Here is an 18,945-nt window from a genome sequence, read left to right on the forward strand (position 1 = left end):
ACATCCCCTCGTTCGGGCGGAGGATGTCAATCACGCGACCAAGTCATCGATTGCATGCGCCAGCTCGATGTCGCGCGATGAGATCCCGCCGGCTTCATGAGTAGTCAACGTAATCTCGACTCGGTTAAAAAGATTGAACCATTCGGGATGATGGTTGCTACGCTCGGCAATGAGGGCGACTCGGGTCATGAACGCGAAAGCATCAGAAAAGTCTTTAAAGGTTATCGTTCGTCGCAACACACCACCACGTTCTGCCACGCATTCCCAAAGACTTTCTTTACCTAAAAGCTCAATGGCTTCAAAGGGTTGTAAACGGACGGCTTTCATCGTGACAGGTACCTCATGCGTCTTTCACGCTTGATTCACTCGGAAGCATTACCACCACCAGTGCCGTCAGGACAGCCACAACGGTCATGATCGTGAACAATGCGCTAAAACCCATTTGTTTGACCACCGGTCCCAACAGCCAGACCGCTGCAGAGCTAATCCCAAGCGATACCGCCAACCTGATACCAGCCACTCGTGAGCGCACGCGATCATCGACATAACGCACAATCAACACATCGGTAAACGGTACCGCACCAAACACAAACACCATCACACCCAGCATCGCCACAAACATCCACCATCCTTGTGCTTGTGCGGCAAAGATGACGAAAGGGATTTGACACAACACAATCCCCAAAAAGATGGGCTTAGCAGGAAACCGATCCACCAATCGCCCCACCACGACTTGCGCCAGTGAGGCCACCACGTAGATCACGGCCAACAACATCCCAAGGACCGCAGGGTCATCAACAACCCCCCTGAATCGTTCAATCATTAATTGACTGTTGCCATTGGTCGTGAAGTTAAACAAGATACTGCCCGCCACTGCCGCAGTTGTCACCACCAACAGGACGCGGGCCAGCATGTTCGCGGGTAACTGAACCTTGACCGCGCTTTTGCGCTTAGCAGGTGCAGCGACTTCGATGGGGCAGAACCGAATGAACAAAAAGCCGCACAACAACGACAAACAAGCGGGAACGGCAAACGCGGCACGCCAGCCCAACCACTTGACTAAAAACCCCGTCAACATCGCCGCAAGTGCGACACCGAGATTACCTGCCAAACCGTTAATCCCAATCACCGCCCCTGGTTTGGCGGCAGATTGCACCAACATGGGCACCCCAACCGGGTGGTAAATCGAGGCAAATGCCCCCATCAATGCCAAGGCAACACCTAACGCCCAAGCCGAGGGCACGACGGCCACCAGCAGCGCCGAACCGCCCATCCCCAGAAAGAACACCACCATCATTTGACGGCGCCCCCACAAATCTCCCAGCCGTCCGGCTGGGATAGAGCCAAGTCCGAACAGCAGAAAAGCCCCTGCCCCATAGGGCATGAGATCCTCCCAATTGCTGAAGCCGAACTCTTGAGATATCACCCCGACAGAGGCCGCAAAGATTAACAAAAACATGTGGTCAATGGCATGGCCCACATTTAATAACAACCGAACGGCAAGCGAGTGATCTTTCATGAGTGTGGTCTTTGATTGATAGCGATAGATGATTTGATCGGCGAGCGCTTATGCGCTTGTGTGCTTATGCGCGCCCAATAATGAACGCGGTGCGCATGAGTTCTTCGAGCAAGGCAATCGACATCGCACCAGACACAGAATACGGATCAAGCTCTGGTTTTTCTGAATACTTCAAAATCACCGACGTATTCAGTTTGCTCAAATTGACTTGCCCCATCGTCCAGTTGCCGAAACGGCGCTCAGCGATCTCTTCGTAATGCAACAAAACGACGTCCTTGTGCCGCTTGTCTTTCACAATATGACTGTACAGTTCATTGACTTGACGGCGTCCACCTTCGAGTGCCTGAAGGTAAATGCCCCCGCCATAACAAAGAATGCCGGTGATGCCGTTGCTGACATTGTGCTCGCGGGCAGCGTCCATAATAGTTTGGACATCGATCAACGAATCCGGATCAAGCGCTCGACTGACGTATAACAGACGTACCAGCATGATTAATCCTCTCGATGGATTAAAGAAAGAAATTCGCGACGCAAATTGACGTCTTTGAGAAACGCCCCACGCATGACCGAGTTGATCATGCGAGTGCCCATATCTTTAACGCCACGCCACGACATGCAATAGTGCGTTGCATTCATGACGACCGCCAAACCGTCGGGTTGCGTCTTTTCTTGAATCAAATTGGCGAGTTGAACTACTGCCTCTTCTTGAATTTGCGGTCGACTCATGATCCACTCGGTCAAGCGTGCATACTTGGACAGACCAATCACATTGGTGTGTTCGTTGGGCAAGACGCCAATCCACACTTTGCCAATGACTGGGCAGAAGTGATGGCTGCAGGCGCTTCGAACGGTGATCGGGCCCACAATCATCAACTCGTTCAAATGTTCAGCGTTCGGAAACTCGGTGATCGCCGGTTGACCGACATAGCGGCCACCAAAGACTTCCTGAAGGTACATTTTTGCAACCCGACGAGCGGTATCGTTGGTGTTGTGGTCGTGTTCAGTGTCAATCACCAAGCTTTCAAGAACACCTTGCATTTTGACTTCAACTTCATCGAGCAACAAGCCGAGCTCACCAGGCTCAATAAACTCGGCAATATTGTCGTTGGCGTGAAACCGCTTGCGCGCGTGTCGAATCCGCTCTCGAATCACGACAGAGATGGGCCGACCAGTATCTTGATCAATCATATTCATGGTGTTTGATGCTCGCCTTTTTTGTCAGCGCTAATGTTGTCGGTGCAATAAGCATTAGAACCGACAGATGTCTCATCTTACCGTTTAAGTGCATTCTGACAAAATGAATGAGAGAATGCAGGATTCAGTCTTGATTAAACCCGTTTTGGAAGGCACAGGAGCAAAGCTTTGGCGCAATCAGTCTATGGTCTTCGCGGTATTGCGGTTGCACCGCATTCACTGGCCGCAGAATCGGCAGTTGCGGTGTTGCGCGAAGGTGGCAACGCGCTTGAGGCAATGATTGCGGCGGCGGCAACGATTGCGGTCGTCTACCCACACATGAACTCGATCGGTGGAGACGGTTTCTGGGTCATTAACGGCCCAAATAATCGACCCATGGGAATTGACGCCAGCGGGCGTAGCGCCAAAGCGGCAACGATCGATTGGTACGCCAAACAGGGTATCCATCAAAGTATCCCTTTTAGGGGTGGGGTTGCTGCCAACACGGTTGCAGGGACAATCTCAGGTTGGGGTGCCGCCCACGAATTATCAAAAACGACCATGGGTGGCAAATTGCCATTGAGCCGGTTGTTATCAGACGCCATCTATCTGGCTGAAAACGGCATTCCCGTCACGGCGAGCCAATCTCTTTGCACGCAGGCCAAACGGGCTGAGCTTGAAGCGCAACAAGGTTTTGCGGAAACCTTTTTGCCTCAAGGCGAGGTGCCGCGCCAAGGGGTTTTATTTAAGCAATTTCGGCTTGCAGATACCCTGGCAACCATTGCGACAAAAGGCACAGAGAGTTTTTATCGCGGTCAGCTGGCTGAATCATTAGCCGCCGAACTCGGCCGAGCAGGCAGCCCAATCACGCTGTCAGATTTGAATGACCATCAGGCTCAGATGGTCAGCCCACTGAGTTTGCAGCTTGAGAATCGCGGGCACAACACCCGCGTTTTCAACATGACCCCTCCTTCTCAAGGATTGGTCTCATTGATGATTCTGGGCCTCATGGATCGTGTCAAGGGGTGGGATCTTGACCCTGAAGGCGCCGCGTTCATACACGCCCAAGTAGAAGCAACCAAGCTAGCGTTCAGTATTAGGGATCAGCATCTGACCGACCCCGCCTTCATGACGATCGATCCCGCGTCGTTGCTCAGCGACGCACACCTCGATTCACTTGCCAAGCGCCTTGACCTCAGCAAAGCTGCGGCGTGGGGCAAAAAAACGTCACCGGGGGACACCGTCTGGATGGGTGTCATCGATAAAAACGGGATTGCCGCATCTTTTATTCAAAGCATTTATCATGAGTTTGGCTCTGGCGTGGTTCTGCCGACGTCAGGGGTCAATTGGCAAAATCGGGGTTGCAGCTTCTCGCTAAACCCATCACACATCAATGCATTATTGCCTGGCAAAAAGCCCTTTCACACGTTGAATCCCGCCATGGCGTGGCGGGAAGATGGCGGCTTGATGGTATACGGCACCATGGGGGGTGATGGACAACCGCAAACACAAGCAACCATCTTTCAACGCAACGTCGCATTTGGCGATCATCCCCAGCAAGCTATTGAAAGACCCCGATGGCTCTTGGGCCGCACGTGGGGCAATGCTAACGACTCACTCAAACTTGAGAGCCGCTTCGACACCAACACAGTGAATGCGTTGCGTCAGCTGGGGCATGACGTCGAAACGATTGGTGCTTGGGATGAAGCTGTTGGACACGCGGGCATGCTGATTCGTCATCCGAACGGGGTTATGGAAGGCGGCTACGACCCTCGTTCAAACGGGGGTGCGGTGGCTTTCTAATGTTTTCAGAGCCACTTTTGCATCAAGAGCGCTTGTCCGTGTTCTGACAGCAACTCATAGCGCTCGAAGCCAAACCGTTGGTAGGATCGCATGGCGCTTTGATTACCACTGAGGACTTCTAGTGTTAACTTGCAACACCCTTGGCTGACTGCATGGGATTCGGCAGCCGCGAGCAAGGCCTGAGCCACCCCTTGCCCGCGAAACGCCGGCATGACTGCAATGTCGTGTGCATTGAGTAGCGGCCTAGCCTTGAAAGTCGAGTAGCCCATGAGCGCGTTAAGCAACCCCACAGGCTGGTCGGCCAGATAGGCGATAAAGCTGATCGCACCGGGATTTTTCGCCAAATCAGCACACAAACGCTGTTTCACGTCCTCGCCCAACGCCTCACCCCCGCCCATCGGATCACGTGCATACATATCGAGCAAACCGATCAGCGCTTGCTGCTGAACAGGATCATGAAAGTCAACGACACGCACTGAAATATTGCTGAGCATAAAGAGTTACTGTGGTCAAACGTCTGCAAGCTTGTCTGGCAAACGAGGCCCGCCGCCTGACGCCAGGGTGTTATAAAGATTGGGCAGAATATCATACCTTCTGTCGACCGATCTCATTAGAACAAGACTGACCTCAGACAATCATGACGCAACCCACCCCTCTCCCCCTAGACGGCATCCGAGTGGTTGAATTCACCCATATGGTCATGGGGCCCACCTGCGGCATGATCTTGGCCGATCTTGGTGCAGAAGTCATCAAAGTCGAACCCCTGACGGGTGACAACACTCGCAAGCTGCTCGGTTCCGGTTCGGGATTTTTCCCGATGTTTAACCGAAACAAAAAAAGCATTGCCGTCGACGTGAAGACCCCCCGCGGTCAAGAGATTGTGTTGAAGCTGATCGCTGGCGCCGACGTGTTCAGCGAAAATTTCAAAAGCGGTACCGTGGATAAACTGGGTTTCAGTTACGCAGCCTTATCTAAACTGAACGAACAACTGATTTATGTGTCGCATAAGGGCTTTCTGCCAGGCCCTTACGATCATCGCACTGCGCTCGATGAGGTCGTACAAATGATGGGCGGGCTAGCCTACATGACCGGGCCTGCTGGTCGGCCGCTGCGGGCTGGTAGCAGTGTCAACGACATCATGGGCGGTATGTTTGGCGCCATCGGGGTACTCGCCTCGTTGCAACAGCGTGCGCGTACGGGTAAAGGTCAAGAAGTCGCAAGCGCGTTGTTTGAAAACAATGTCTTTCTGGTCGCTCAGCACATGATGCAATTCGCGGTGACGGGCAAGGCAGCGAATCCCATGCCGGATCGCATCAGTGCTTGGGGCGTTTATGACGTATTTACCGTCAAAGACGATGAGCAGATTTTTTTATCGGCTGTGAGCGACACACAATGGGCCATTCTCTGTCAAGCCTTCGGGTTTGACGATTTGCGTGACGATACCCGCTTGGTGACCAATAACGATCGAGTACGCGCCCGCGAGTGGCTCATCCCCATCCTACGTGAAAGATTTAGCAACTACAGCGCAACGGAATTAAGCTCAATATTTGAGCAGGCTGGGTTGCCTTACGCACCCATCACCCGACCTCAAGACTTGTTTGATGACCCTCACCTGCTGGCGACGGGCGGCTTAGCCCCTGTCACGATTGCCGCGGACAATACCGGTGCAGGCAAAACGATTGAAACTCGCGTCGCGCTATTACCGCTCGCACTCAACGGAGACCGTCTCGGCGTTCGGAGCGCCCCGCCTCGTTTAGGCGCAGACACTCAAGCAATTTTAAAAGGCATCGGTTACAGCGACGCCGACATTCACACCCTGCTCGCGGACGGCGTCGTAGGGGCATCGACCCACTCTGAAGAAGGACAACACTGACATGGATTTACATCTTAACGATCAGCATGTTTTGATTACTGGCGGTAGCAAAGGCATCGGCCTCGCATGCGCACGCGTGTTTTTACAAGAGGGTGCCAAGGTCAGCCTCGTGTCGCGAGACCCAGCCAACCTCGATCAGGCTAAGCAAGCACTCAGCAAAGAGACGCCCGCGTGGGGGCACAGAATTGCTATTTTTGCAGCAGATCTGGTCAGTGCGGACGCTGCCTTACTCGCTGTTAATGCGGCCGAGGCGGCCATGGGCCCCATCGATGTTTTGGTCAATTCGGCGGGCGCTGCAAAGCGCGTGGTCGCAGGTGAGCTTACGCCAGCGCGCTGGCGCGACGCTATGGATGCGAAATTCTTCACCTATATCAACGTGCTAGATCCGGTCATCAAACGAATGGGCGAGCGTCGCAAAGGGGCAGTGGTCAATGTCATCGGGGCCGGCGGCAAGGTGGCGTCCACGGTTCACCTCTCGGGTGGCAGCGCCAACGCAGCCTTAATGTTGGCCACCGCCGGTCTTGCTGCCGCCTACGCACCTATGGGTATCCGGGTCAACGCAGTCAACCCCGCATCGACGTTAACAGAACGGTTGAAAGAGGGGATCAAAGTCGCAGCAGCAAACGACAACGTGTCTGAAGAACAAGCGTTGAAAGACGCAACACGAAAGGTACCGCTTGGCCGCCTGGCAACGCCAGAAGAGGTCGCTGACACGGTCGCCTACCTCGCGTCAGATCGGGCCAGCTACGTGACGGGAACCATCATCACCATGGATGGCTCACAGACCCCCTTGGTGGTTTAAGTTGATGGCTTAAAGATGTAATCACGGCGCCACGGATAAGCCTGATCGTCAGGCTTATCTAGTTCGTCTGCACGCCCGGTGGCGAGATGTTGTCCCAAAATCTGGTGTAAGGACACCCACCCTTGTTCAAACGCCAACGCACATCCCGCTAAATAAAACCGATAGGCTCTGATCGCCCGGCGCCCTTGCTCACCCGGCAACACGGCGGCGGCCGCAGCCAGCTGTTGCTCAAGCGAGTCACTCCAGGCCCAGAGCGTCCGAGCGTAGTGAGGTCGCAAATTCTCGATATCGACTGCCTCTATCCCACCGTCGGTCATGTGGGCAAGCACCTGACTAATGTGACACAACTCACCACCCGGAAAGATATAACGCTCAATGAAGTCGCCAATCCCGTTTCCGATCATTGGGTTATCGGGCGTCGCGGCCGTGATGCCATGATTCAATACCAAACCCCCGGGCCTCAGCAGGGATTGCAGCTTGCTAAAGTAGCCAGTCAAGTTTGCTCGGCCCACATGCTCAAACATCCCCACTGACGAGATCTTGTCGAACAAATGATCGGGATTGAGCTGTCGATAATCAAGCAACTGCACCTGAACTCGACCGCCTAGCCCTTTTTCGGCGATGAGATTGTTGACATAGGTGCATTGGTTTTTAGACAGCGTTATACCTGTTGCAACGACCCCATAATGCTCAGCTGCCCAGAGCAGCAAGCCGCCCCAACCCGAGCCGACATCCAGATAGCGCTCGCCCGGGGCGAGCTTTAACTTTCGGCAGATCAGATCTAGTTTGGCCTCTTGGGCTTGGGCAAGCGTGAGATCCGGCTCTTGGTAAAACGCACATGAATACACCCGTCGGGGATCGAGCCAGAGACGATAAAAGTCATCGGACAGGTCGTAATGAAATTCGATCTGTTGAGCATCTCGCTCGAGTGAGTGCCGAGCAGCCGACTTAAATCCATCCAGAATTCTGCCCAGCCATGAGGAGCGCCCCTCTAAGACGGGATTCTTCGGTAACAAAGCGATGGCGGCGGCCATGATATCACGCATCGACCCATCGATTTCACACCGACCTTCGACAAAATCAGCAGCAATATGCCCCACGTCACCAGCTGCCAAATCCAACAATACCTTTTTATCTTTAGCGTGTAATTTGATCGGGGCCTGAGCATCGCCTAGCTGAGTTCCGTCCGGAAGCACCAGGCAGAGTTTGACCGGTAACGATGCTAGTTTTTCACCAATGACATGAGCAAACGGATTCAAACTGATGTCCTCCAGAACCATCCCAGAATAGATTACAAGTGCGTGGCGCAAGACAATTCAATCAATTTATCTAATTTTTGATCAAAAGGAAATATTTCCCTTGTTATTGCAAGAGATGTGCCTGTTCGTATCTGAGCGATAATGCCGAACTATTCAATCACCTCGGATCGGTCATGACAAAAAAGCTGGCCTCCCCTTACATGCCTGGCTGGCTTGTCTTGATGGGGGCGTTAACTGCTATTGCACCTGTCTCTATTGACATGTACCTCCCGACATTTCATTTGATCGCACAGGATTTTCAAGTGCCTTCGGGGGATGTTGAACGTACGCTTGCCGTTTATCTGTTTGGCATGGCGATCTCACAATTGCTTTATGGCCCACTGGCTGACCGCTTTGGGCGCAAACCCCCTTTGCTGGGTGGCTTAATTGTCTATCTGCTGGCATCCATTGGTTGTGCGCTATCGCCCAATATCCACCTGCTGACAGTCTGCCGCCTATTTCAAGCGATTGGTGGGGCGGCGGGCCTTGTGGTGCCTCGTGCCGTGATCCGCGATCACTATGACACGCAACAGGCCGCCCGTGCGCTCTCTTTGTTAATGTTGATCATGGGGGTCGCCCCCATTCTTGCGCCCGTCATTGGGGGGCAGCTGGTTGGATTGCTTGGATGGCGCGGTATTTTCGGTGTCATGGTGGTGGGGTCAATGGTTCTTTTCATGACCGTAAGCCGGATCATGACCGAATCACTCAACCCTGATAACAAGACGTCGCTTCATCTGACAACAATTTTAAAAACCTATACAGAACTGCTCTCGACACGGCGTTTCGTGGCCTTCGCGGTGTCGGGCGGGATGATTTCGGCCGCCATGTTCAGTTACATCGCTAGTTCGCCCAGGATTTTTATTCAACATTACGGCGTCGACCCACAGTATTACGGACTACTTTTTGGCTCAAATGCGCTCTGCTTGATCGTTGGCTCACAAGTCAGCGCCAGGTTGCTCAAAACCAGACCCCCGATCGCCATTTTGCCGAAAGCGCTTGCGGGGACAGCCCTGGCAGGGATGGCAGCACTATTATTTAGCCTCACTGGGCTGATGACCCTGCCACTGCTGATGGCGTGCTTGATGATGTTTATGTTCTCAATGGGCTTTGTCGGCCCCAACTCGGCCGCCATGGCACTGGCAGACCAAGGACGGCATCTGGGGTCGGCGTCAGCCATGCTCGGGACGTTGCAGATGTCTTGCGGGGCAATCGCCGGGGCGGTGATCAGTCTGATCCCCTGGCCAGGCCCTTTGCCGCTGACTTTAATGTTGGCTGGATGCACGACTTTAGCCTGGGTAATCGGGTTAATTGCCAGAAGGACTTGATTAGCAAGTGGTTTCCGTAATAGAATAGAAGGCTAACTGTAAAAAGAGGTGCAATCATGGCACGCGTTTGCCAAGTAACCGGTAAAGCCCCAATGGTGGGCAACAATGTTTCTCACGCTAACAACAAAACCAAGCGTCGTTTTCTGCCGAATTTGCAGTCACGTCGTTTCTGGGTTGAGAGCGAAAATCGCTGGGTGCGCCTGCGCGTATCCACTAACGCCCTGCGTACGATTGATAAACTCGGCATCGATGCCGTGTTGGTTGATCTGCGTGCCCGTGGCGAAATCGCCTAAAGGAGCACATCATGGCAAAAGGTATCCGCGAAAAAATCAAACTCGAGTCCACTGCTGGCACGGGTCATTTCTACACGACAACTAAAAACAAACGCAACATGCCAGAGAAAATGCTGATCAAGAAATTTGATCCAGTTGCTCGCAAGCATGTTGACTACAAAGAGACCAAACTGAAGTAATTCAGCGCGCGCTCAAGTTTACAGTTGCTGTATTGCACTGCCTGACAACCCCGCTTGATGCGGGGTTGTTCGTTTAAACGATTTTTATTGGCCCATCTCCATGCAGGATCGCTACCAGCCCACCGTTGTTGAAATCGCCGCGCACACCAACTGGGAGGCTCGTGATGCGTATCGCGTCACCGAGTTTGCCAAGGATGCCTCTGGTCAATTAAAGCCCAAGTTCTATGCGTGTTCAATGCTGCCTTATCCAAGTGGCAAACTACACATGGGGCACGTTCGCAATTACACCATCAACGACATGATGACCCGACAGTTGCGCATGAAGGGATACAACGTATTGATGCCCATGGGCTGGGATGCGTTCGGCATGCCCGCTGAAAACGCAGCGATCAAATCCAAGACCCCGCCGGCAAAATGGACGTACGACAACATCGCTTATATGAAAAAGCAGATGAAAGCGATGGGGCTTGCGATTGACTGGTCACGTGAGATGGCGGCCTGCGATCCCAGCTATTACAAATGGAATCAATGGCTATTTTTAAAGATGCTCGAAAAAGGCATCGCCTATCGTAAAACCCAAGTCGTTAATTGGGATCCGGTTGACAACACGGTCTTGGCCAATGAGCAGGTGATCGACGGCCGTGGCTGGCGCTCTGGTGCCCTCGTTGAAAAGCGTGAGATCCCGGGCTATTACCTTCGCATCACGGATTACGCCAGCGACTTGCTCGATCAAGTGAAATCAGGCCTTGATGGCTGGCCTGATCGCGTGCGTGCAATGCAAGAGAACTGGATAGGCAAAAGCGAAGGTGTTCGCTTTGCGTTTACCCATGACATCAGACAAGAAGATGGCAGCCTCATTCAGGATGGCAAACTGTTTGTCTTTACGACGCGTGCAGACACCATCATGGGGGTCACCTTTTGCGCGGTAGCGCCCGAGCACCCGCTTGCTCAGTACGCGGCGAGATCAAAGGCTGCTGTGGCGGACTTTATCGAGCATTGCAAACAAGGGGGTACGACTGAGGCAGAACTCGCCACCCGAGAAAAAGAAGGCCTCGATACTGGCCTGTTCGTGACGCACCCCATCACCAGAGAAGCGGTGCCTGTCTGGGTCGGTAATTATGTCCTGATGAGCTACGGTGACGGGGCAGTGATGGGTGTACCTGCTCATGACGAACGCGATTTTATTTTCGCGAACAAATACCGTCTGCCTATCAAACAAGTCGTTCAAGTGGGCGATAACGCCTTTGATTCAACGGTTTGGGCTGACTGGTACGCTGACAAGACCGCCGGCAAGCTGGTTAACTCTGGCCGTTACGAGGGCTTGTCTTCAGCACTAGCCGTTGATGCCATTGCCAAGCAGCTTGAGGCCTTAAGCCTCGGTACTCGGCAGACCACCTGGCGTTTGCGCGACTGGGGCATTTCGCGGCAACGGTACTGGGGTACGCCCATACCGATTATTCATTGTGCAGACTGTGGTCCTGTTCCTGTCCCCGAGGCTGATCTGCCGGTGGTTTTGCCCGACGACCTGATCCCTGATGGCAGCGGCAATCCGTTAACCAAGCACGAGGGCTTTTTGTCGTGCCAATGCCCCACTTGCGGCAAGCCAGCAAGGCGCGAAACCGACACCATGGATACCTTCGTCGATTCGTCCTGGTATTTCATGCGGTACACCTCGCCTGGCAACGATCAGGCGATGGTCGATGAGCGCAACGATTACTGGATGCCGATGGATCAGTACATCGGGGGTATTGAACATGCCGTACTGCATTTGTTATACGCACGCTTCTGGACCAAGGTCATGAAAGACCTGGGTCTGGTGAAGTTTGATGAGCCTTTCACAAAGTTATTGTGCCAAGGCATGGTGCTGAATCATATTTATTCTGCCAAAACCGAGATCGGCGGTATCGAATATTTCTGGCCAGACGAGGTTGCCAACACTTATGACGCCAAAGGTGCCATTACAGGGGCGACGCTGAAATCGACGGGTCGAGAAGTGACCTATGGCGGTGTGGGTACGATGTCAAAATCGAAAAACAATGGGGTTGATCCGCAATCACTGATAGACACTCAAGGTGCTGATACCGCGCGCTTGTTCGTGATGTTTACTAGCCCGCCTGAACAAACCCTCGAATGGTCTGACGCAGGGGTTGAAGGGTCTAACCGATTCTTGCGCCGTCTCTGGTCTCTTTGCTTCAAACTCAAAGACACCGTCGCTCGCGGACTTCCAATCAGCTCACCGGCTTGGTCAGACGCCCCAACAGAGATCAAAAAGCTGCGCGTTGAGATGTACGGCCTGTTGAAACAAGCAGACTACGATTATCAACGGATTCAATACAATACCGTGGTGTCCGCGTGTATGAAAATGCTCAATGCGATCGATGATGCAAGTTTTGCCCCATCGGCTCATGCGGATGCAGTGACCTCAGAATCACTTGGTATCTTATTGAGAGTTTTGTACCCTGTCGTGCCACACATTACTTGGACACTTTGGGCTGAACTTGGCTTTGCACAGCACTATGGCGACCTGCTGGATGCGCCCTGGCCTCAAGTGGATGAGGCGGCCCTGGTTACCGATGAAATCGACATGGTCTTGCAAGTCAACGGTAAACTAAGGGGCGCTTTAAGCGTGGGACGCGATGCGACGAAAGAGCAAATCGAACAAATCGCCTTGGGACATGAAGCGGTCGTTCGTCATCTCGACGGTAGAGCGGCAAAGCGGGTTATTGTTGTGCCCGGTAAACTTGTTAACGTAGTGGGCTAGTCTCCACCCAGTGACACCCCAAAGGATCACCTGATGTTTGAGTTATCGAAGTCGCGAAGCTTAATGAAACTGCTGGGTCTGGCGAGCTCGTTATCGCTGTGTTTGGCGATCTCTGCCTGCGGTTTTCATCTCGCTGGCGAAAGCCCACTGCCTTTCGATAGTCTCTACATTGGCGTTCAAGAAAACAGCAAATTTGGTGCTGACATGCGCCGCGCTTTCAAAGCAACTTCGCCTAAGACCAAGATCGAAGAAAATCCGATCTTGGCTGAGGTACAGCTACAACAGATTGCATACAGCAAGTCGTTGAGAGAGATCTCGCTGAACTCCCTGGGTCAAGTCCAAGAGTATGAATTGACGCTGGTCATTGTGATTCAACTCACCGATAAAGACGGCCAGATCATCATGCCGTCAGAAGAGTTTCTCAGCGTACGTGATTTGCCATACGATCCAAACGTGATTCAAGCAAAAGAAGGGCAAATTGCCAGCGTCTTCAAAGACATGGAACAAGCAACGATTTCTCGAATCGTCAGACGCGTCACGTCACCCGAAGTAATTGACCGAGCAGAGCGACTTATGGCCACGGGTTCAACAGATTTGTCGGGTGAGCCGGCTCAAGTTGCTCGTCCAATTCGGGGGCCTTCTGAACAATTGCCCGATGCCGTCCAGCGCTCGCAACTGATGCCCAAACCTGACGTTATTCAAAAGTAAGCAGGGCTGTGAGCGCCGAGCGTCTTCTCAGACAACTTGATAATCCCGACGCATCGCTAAGTGCGTTGTTTGTGATCACGGGCGACGACCCGTTACTGACCATAGAAGCCAGTGATCGTGTGCGGATCGCTGCCCGGCGTGCGGGTTACACCGATAGAAAGTCGCTCGTGATGGATGCCCGCAGTGATTGGGGTGAAGTCGCACTGACGACTCAAAGTGGCTCACTGTTTGGTGACAAAACCCTGCTCGAAATCTCTATCCCCACCGGTAAGCCCGGTAAGACGGGTGCCGACACGCTGATTGGGGTTGCCACCGCCTCGCAGGGGGTCACGGGTTCGGATGTTCTCACGATTGTCACCCTGCCCCGACTGGACCGGGCGACGCGAGAATCAAAATGGGCTCAACAGTTGTTTGCTGCATCGTCTCTCATTGACTTGCCCAACGTTGAACGCCATCAGCTTCCACAATGGATCGCCGAACGACTGAGTCATCAACAGCAAAGCGTGCAACCAGATGTTTTGCAATGGCTTGCCGACAAAGTTGAGGGCAATTTGCTCGCGGCACACCAAGAGATATTGAAACTGGCCCTTTTATTCCCAGAAGGCGAACTAGACGCGACTGAGGTCGAACAGGCCGTGATGAATGTCGCACGCTATGACGTTTTTGGCTTGCGTGACGCGATGCTAGTGGGCGATGTCGAACGAATGCTTAGAACGATGGCTGGCTTGCGGGCAGAAGGCGAAGCCTTACCGCTCGTGCTTTGGGCCATCGGAGAAGAAATCAGATCGCTCGCTCGTGTGGCTCAGGCTATCAGCCAAGGGCAAGATGCATCTGGCATACTGAGAGCCTTAAGAATCTTCGGCGCACATGAGCGATTGGCGCGTCAAGCGATCGCCCGCGTACCTGCCAATAGTTGGCCGGCCGCCGTGCAGCACGCTCACGAGGTCGACCGACTGATCAAAGGCATTCAGGTGTCAGGCCGCCTGCATGATCCTTGGGAAGAAATGACCCGTCTCGCGATGCGGGTGGCGGTAGGTTCAAGCAACAGGTAATAGTAAAAATGAATTCAATACAAGAACACATGCACATGATGGGGCGGCAAGCCAGAGCGGCGTCGCGCCTGCTACTCAAAGCGAGTACTCAACAAAAGAACCATGCATTACTCGCGATGGCCGAAGGCCTTGAGGCGGCGCGCGTTGAACTGAAAAAGGCAAATGCGATTGATCTCGAGGCTGGCAAAGCCAAGTCATTGTCAGCACCACTGCTTGATCGGTTAACGCTGTCTGATAAAACGATTGACACCATGAGTGACGGATTGCGTCAGATTGCAGCGCTGCCGGACCCCGTTGGAAGTCTGACAGCCAGTATCGTTCGGCCAAACGGTATGCGCGTGGGACAGATGAGGGTGCCGATTGGCGTGATCGGTATCATTTACGAATCACGGCCTAACGTCACAATCGATGCCGCAGCACTTTGTTTAAAATCCGGCAACGCCTCGATTTTGCGAGGTGGCAGCGAAGCCTTGCATTCAAACATGGCCTTGAGTCTGATTGTCAACGCGGGACTACAAAAAGCGGGTTTGCCTGCGCACGCAGTGCAAATCGTCGATACGGCTGATCGCGACGCTGTTGGCGAAATGATCACCATGACTGAACATATAGACGTCATTATCCCTCGAGGGGGTAAAAGCTTGATTAGTCGACTCGCTGAACAGGCCCGAGTCCCCATGATCAAGCACCTCGATGGCAATTGCCATGTATATATTGATCAGTACGCGAACCTCAGGCAGGCCGACGATATTGCGTTCAATGCCAAGACCTATCGCTATGGCGTTTGTGGCTCGATGGAGACTTTGCTTGTACACGCTGCGGTTTCAGCCGAGTTATTGCCCGCCTTAGGGCAACGATTGATTGCACACGGGGTGACCCTTCGCGGTTGCGAGAGAACCAGACAACTTGTGCCCGACGCCGAAGTGGCGATAACTGAGGACTGGGAGACCGAGTACCTCGGCCCTACGCTTGCGATCAAGGTTGTCGACCATCTGGACGACGCCATCGCGCACATCGCGACGTATGGCTCTGGGCACACAGATTCGATCGTCACCGAAAGCATTGCATCAGCAGACAAGTTTCAGCGCGAAGTCGATTCTAGTTCGGTCTACGTCAATCTGCCCACTTGCTTTGCAGACGGTTTCGAATACGGACTGGGTGCAGAAATCGGTATCTCGACGAATCGTCTCCATGCTCGCGGGCCTGTCGGTCTCGAGGGTCTCACCACCTTGAAATGGGTGCTTGAAGGTACGGGTCAACTAAGACATTGACCGTCGCTCTTATTAAGGATTGAATCAACATGCTTTGGGTAAAAACGTTCCACCTTGTTTTTGTCGCATCCTGGTTTGCAGGTTTGTTTTACTTGCCACGGATTTACGTCAACTTGGCACAAACGCAAGACGAGGCGTCGACTCAGACCTTAATTGGGATGGCGCAGCGACTGTATCGCTTTATGACCATTCTGGCGATCCCTGCGGTGTTGCTTGGTCTATGGCTATTGTTGAGCCATTATGGGGTTGGAAGTGGGCCAGGCAGCTACTGGATGCACGCTAAATTGCTATTTGTCGTGTTGATCATCGGTTATCACCATGCCTGCGGCGTCATGTTGCGTAAATTTCAAGCGGGTGCCAACCAACGATCGCATGTTTTTTATCGCTGGTTTAATGAAGTCCCCGTTGTGCTTCTCGTCGTGGTCACTGCACTTGTGGTGGTCAAACCCTTTTAATGACGACTGAATCACCATGACACCTCCCATCAAGACGCTGACGCTTAAAGCCAAGCCCAGCGCATCCGCTACGAACGCCGATCAAAACACTGATCGTAAAACGGATCCCCGAACCAAGCCCAAGACACGCATCGGTGCACGCGCAAGACAGGTCGCCCAATTGACGCTCGAAAAAGCTAAACAGGCTCGTTTGAAACAAGCCAATGAGCCCGCGAGCGAACCCAATGATGTCCCCGTAGAGCGACCCTATGACCGCAATAAGCGCGGCAATCCGCGACGCGATCCCGCGGACAGAATTCAGCTGGTTGAGCGAACTCGTCTCGTGCAGACCACCGAGCTGTTTGCTGCTTTCGCACCTTGCCCAATGGGTTTGGAAACGGTGCTTGCCGACGAACTTGAGGCTTTAGGTTTCAACAAAGTAGCGCCAACGAGGGCGGGTTGTCATTTTGAGTGCGATTGGCTTGGCGTTCAACGAGCCAACCTGTACTCGCGACTGGCAACACGGATTTTGGTGCGTGTTGGGCAAGCCCCGGTCGTCCACGAAGACGACATCCTTGAATTGGCGCGCTCTATCCCTTGGGAGCGCTGGTTCGGTGCCGAGCAAACGCTTCGCGTTGACACCTCAGCGGTGCGCAGCCCGATGCAAAGCCTGCAGTATTGCAATTTGCGCGCAAAGGACGGGATCTGCGATCGTCTCAGAGAACTCGAGGGCGAGCGTCCTTCAATCGATACTGTCAGGCCGGATGCACGCGTCCATCTGTTTTTGTCCGAAGACACCGCGACGCTCTATCTCGATACCTCGGGCGAATCCTTATTCAAACGTGGCTGGCGGTTTGACAAAGGCGAGGCACCTTTGCGCGAAAATCTGGCTGCGGGTCTGCTCGCCTTGTCCGGCTGGGATCCCGCGGGTGCCCTCCTGGATCCCTTTTGCGGCAGTGGCACGGTGCTGATTGAAGCCGCTTGGATAGCGCTCGGCGTCCCACCGGGCATTGCCCGTCCATTTGGGTTTGAGCGGTTGCGGGATCACGATGTTCGCCAATGGGATGACCTCAGAGCCGAAGCACAAGACAATATTTTGCCCGAGCTAGACGCCCCGCTAATTGGTATGGACATTGATCCAGCTGCGATTGAAGCTGCTGAGCGAAACGCCGAACGAGCCTACCTCACCCCCGAGACGATTCAATTCAAAGTAGGTGATGCTAGAGATGCTGTGGCACCCGTGAAGTCAGGTTGGTTAGTCACCAACCCACCTTACGGAGACCGCCTAGAAGAACAGGATCTTGAATTCTGGCGAGACTGGTCGGCCAATCTCAAACGAGAGTTTACGGATTGGCAGGTCAGCGTGATCACCTCCGATCACGACTTGCCAAAGCATATGCGGTTAAAGCCGTTACGGCGGTACCCGCTCTTTAACGGGGCACTGGATTGTCGTTTGTTTACCTTCGAACTCGTGGCGGACAGCTATCGACGAGACTAAGTTGTTGGCAAAGAGTTGCTGCGTCGCAACAACTGCGTGCCCATCGCAACGGTGGCTTGCTTTCGACTAGGGTTTTCCCTATAATTAGGGTAATCCCTAACGGATAAGGAAGCCATCATGAAATTCAACACTGACACACGCCTGACCGACACCCTCGAACGCGAGATTCTCGCGCAAGTGCTCGAAGACCAATATCGCTTCAGCCCACTGCGTTCTATCCAGAAATTGGTGAGCAAAGCCGCCAAGTTGAGAGAAAAAGGTTTAGTTGCCCGTGGCAATACTGCTGTTGCGACAATGATGTAAGTCGTCAGTGCCAGAAAGTGCGGGATAATAGTGGGGATGAATATCTCTACACCTGCCCTGTCTGACATCGTGCCCCAAGCACCCCCGCGATCTAGGCGTTTTGCGTCGATGATCTACGAGGGTGTTTTGCTTTTTGGGGTCGTCTTTATTGCCGACTATGCATTTGATACCTTGACGCAAAGCCGCCACGCTTTGATGTTGCGACATTCTCGGCAAATTTGGCTCTTTCTCGTCATCGGTTTGTATTTCATGGCCTGTTGGCGCCGCACGGGTCAAACCTTGCCCATGAAGGCTTGGGATATTCGTTTGGTCGACAAAACCGGCGCAAAACCCAGTATTGCGACGCTTCTGTTTCGTTACGCTCTCATGTGGGTCATCCCAACAGCAGTCACCGCCGTCATTTGGGCGGTGACCCATTTAATCGGATGGCCAACCCTGTTGATGCTCTCTGTTGCCGCCCCCTTTGCCAATCTCATCCCGACATGGTTTACCCAAGGACAGCAGTTTTTGCATGACCGTCTGGTTGGCACGGCTTTAATCGGCTTCAAACGTTAAAACAAACTAGTAAAAACCCTAGGTTTGAGCGCAGATGCTTAAGCGGTAGTTGCATCAAAAGCGTCGCTGGGCCATGCTATGGGGATTATGTCTTTCGACCC

At 53.3% G+C, this 18,945-nt stretch carries 19 protein-coding genes and 1 pseudogene; 14 read left to right on the forward strand and 6 right to left on the reverse strand.

Annotated elements, in window-relative coordinates:
- Positions 1 to 30 precede the first annotated feature (30 nt).
- The 4 genes from AC1W8Y_RS09330 to folE all read right to left on the reverse strand — a co-directional run bounded on the left by AC1W8Y_RS09330 (position 31) and on the right by folE (position 2,713).
- Positions 31 to 327, reverse strand: a complete 297-nt coding sequence (locus tag AC1W8Y_RS09330; RefSeq protein ID WP_482014204.1) for a 4a-hydroxytetrahydrobiopterin dehydratase — start codon at positions 325 to 327, stop codon at positions 31 to 33.
- A gap of 13 nt (positions 328 to 340) precedes the next feature.
- On the reverse strand, positions 341 to 1,519 hold the full coding sequence (locus tag AC1W8Y_RS09335; protein WP_482014205.1) for an MFS transporter: 1,179 nt from the start codon (positions 1,517 to 1,519) through the stop codon (positions 341 to 343).
- A 64-nt stretch (positions 1,520 to 1,583) separates the two neighbouring features.
- The gene (locus AC1W8Y_RS09340) at positions 1,584 to 2,009 is read right to left on the reverse strand and encodes a BLUF domain-containing protein (RefSeq protein ID WP_482014206.1); all 426 of its coding nucleotides are present in this window, start codon (positions 2,007 to 2,009) and stop codon (positions 1,584 to 1,586) included.
- 2 nt (positions 2,010 to 2,011) lie between these two features.
- Complete coding sequence (folE, locus tag AC1W8Y_RS09345; RefSeq protein WP_482014207.1) at positions 2,012 to 2,713, reverse strand: GTP cyclohydrolase I; 702 nt, start codon at positions 2,711 to 2,713, stop codon at positions 2,012 to 2,014.
- Positions 2,714 to 2,881: 168 nt separating this feature from the next.
- On the opposite strand from folE, the gene AC1W8Y_RS09350 reads away from it, so the two are divergent.
- On the forward strand, positions 2,882 to 4,495 hold the full coding sequence (locus AC1W8Y_RS09350) for a gamma-glutamyltransferase family protein (RefSeq protein WP_482014208.1): 1,614 nt from the start codon (positions 2,882 to 2,884) through the stop codon (positions 4,493 to 4,495).
- A gap of 5 nt (positions 4,496 to 4,500) precedes the next feature.
- Here AC1W8Y_RS09350 and AC1W8Y_RS09355 read toward each other — a convergent pair whose 3' ends face one another.
- The gene (locus tag AC1W8Y_RS09355; protein ID WP_482014209.1) at positions 4,501 to 4,989 is read right to left on the reverse strand and encodes a GNAT family N-acetyltransferase; all 489 of its coding nucleotides are present in this window, start codon (positions 4,987 to 4,989) and stop codon (positions 4,501 to 4,503) included.
- Between the two features lie 143 nt (positions 4,990 to 5,132).
- Here AC1W8Y_RS09355 and AC1W8Y_RS09360 point away from each other — a divergent pair.
- A pseudogene (locus tag AC1W8Y_RS09360) lies at positions 5,133 to 6,332 on the forward strand (CaiB/BaiF CoA transferase family protein); the annotation flags it as partial.
- Between the two features lie 37 nt (positions 6,333 to 6,369).
- Complete coding sequence (locus tag AC1W8Y_RS09365) at positions 6,370 to 7,170, forward strand: SDR family oxidoreductase (RefSeq protein ID WP_482014210.1); 801 nt, start codon at positions 6,370 to 6,372, stop codon at positions 7,168 to 7,170.
- Here AC1W8Y_RS09365 and AC1W8Y_RS09370 read toward each other — a convergent pair.
- The gene (locus AC1W8Y_RS09370; RefSeq protein WP_482014281.1) at positions 7,167 to 8,429 is read right to left on the reverse strand and encodes a class I SAM-dependent methyltransferase; all 1,263 of its coding nucleotides are present in this window, start codon (positions 8,427 to 8,429) and stop codon (positions 7,167 to 7,169) included. The two genes, AC1W8Y_RS09365 and AC1W8Y_RS09370, sit on opposite strands and share 4 nt — an antisense overlap.
- A gap of 173 nt (positions 8,430 to 8,602) precedes the next feature.
- On the opposite strand from AC1W8Y_RS09370, the gene AC1W8Y_RS09375 reads away from it, so the two are divergent.
- From AC1W8Y_RS09375 to AC1W8Y_RS09425, 11 genes are all read left to right on the forward strand, one after another.
- Positions 8,603 to 9,793, forward strand: a complete 1,191-nt coding sequence (locus AC1W8Y_RS09375; protein ID WP_482014211.1) for a multidrug effflux MFS transporter — start codon at positions 8,603 to 8,605, stop codon at positions 9,791 to 9,793.
- Between the two features lie 56 nt (positions 9,794 to 9,849).
- A complete protein-coding gene (rpmB, locus tag AC1W8Y_RS09380; protein ID WP_106227788.1) occupies positions 9,850 to 10,086 on the forward strand; it encodes a 50S ribosomal protein L28 in 237 nt (78 codons plus the stop codon).
- Between the two features lie 11 nt (positions 10,087 to 10,097).
- The gene (gene rpmG, locus AC1W8Y_RS09385) at positions 10,098 to 10,265 is read left to right on the forward strand and encodes a 50S ribosomal protein L33 (RefSeq protein WP_003810296.1); all 168 of its coding nucleotides are present in this window, start codon (positions 10,098 to 10,100) and stop codon (positions 10,263 to 10,265) included.
- Positions 10,266 to 10,365: 100 nt separating this feature from the next.
- Positions 10,366 to 13,026, forward strand: a complete 2,661-nt coding sequence (gene leuS / locus AC1W8Y_RS09390; protein WP_482014212.1) for a leucine--tRNA ligase — start codon at positions 10,366 to 10,368, stop codon at positions 13,024 to 13,026.
- 33 nt (positions 13,027 to 13,059) lie between these two features.
- The gene (locus AC1W8Y_RS09395; RefSeq protein WP_482014213.1) at positions 13,060 to 13,734 is read left to right on the forward strand and encodes an LPS-assembly lipoprotein LptE; all 675 of its coding nucleotides are present in this window, start codon (positions 13,060 to 13,062) and stop codon (positions 13,732 to 13,734) included.
- A gap of 8 nt (positions 13,735 to 13,742) precedes the next feature.
- Positions 13,743 to 14,786, forward strand: coding sequence for a DNA polymerase III subunit delta (gene holA / locus AC1W8Y_RS09400; protein WP_482014214.1), 1,044 nt, complete (start codon positions 13,743 to 13,745; stop codon positions 14,784 to 14,786).
- An 8-nt stretch (positions 14,787 to 14,794) separates the two neighbouring features.
- Positions 14,795 to 16,054 (forward strand): glutamate-5-semialdehyde dehydrogenase, encoded by a 1,260-nt coding sequence (locus AC1W8Y_RS09405; RefSeq protein WP_482014215.1) that lies wholly within the window; start codon positions 14,795 to 14,797, stop codon positions 16,052 to 16,054.
- 29 nt (positions 16,055 to 16,083) lie between these two features.
- Positions 16,084 to 16,509 carry a CopD family protein gene (locus AC1W8Y_RS09410; RefSeq protein WP_482014216.1) on the forward strand — a complete coding sequence of 142 codons (426 nt, stop codon included), beginning with the start codon at positions 16,084 to 16,086 and terminating at the stop codon, positions 16,507 to 16,509.
- A 16-nt stretch (positions 16,510 to 16,525) separates the two neighbouring features.
- Complete coding sequence (locus AC1W8Y_RS09415) at positions 16,526 to 17,986, forward strand: THUMP domain-containing class I SAM-dependent RNA methyltransferase (RefSeq protein WP_482014217.1); 1,461 nt, start codon at positions 16,526 to 16,528, stop codon at positions 17,984 to 17,986.
- Between the two features lie 117 nt (positions 17,987 to 18,103).
- Positions 18,104 to 18,289, forward strand: coding sequence for a hypothetical protein (locus AC1W8Y_RS09420; RefSeq protein ID WP_482014218.1), 186 nt, complete (start codon positions 18,104 to 18,106; stop codon positions 18,287 to 18,289).
- Between the two features lie 36 nt (positions 18,290 to 18,325).
- Positions 18,326 to 18,844 carry an RDD family protein gene (locus AC1W8Y_RS09425; RefSeq protein ID WP_482014219.1) on the forward strand — a complete coding sequence of 173 codons (519 nt, stop codon included), beginning with the start codon at positions 18,326 to 18,328 and terminating at the stop codon, positions 18,842 to 18,844.
- The last annotated feature ends 101 nt before the right edge of the window (positions 18,845 to 18,945 follow it).

The organism is Jezberella sp., assembly GCF_964834465.1.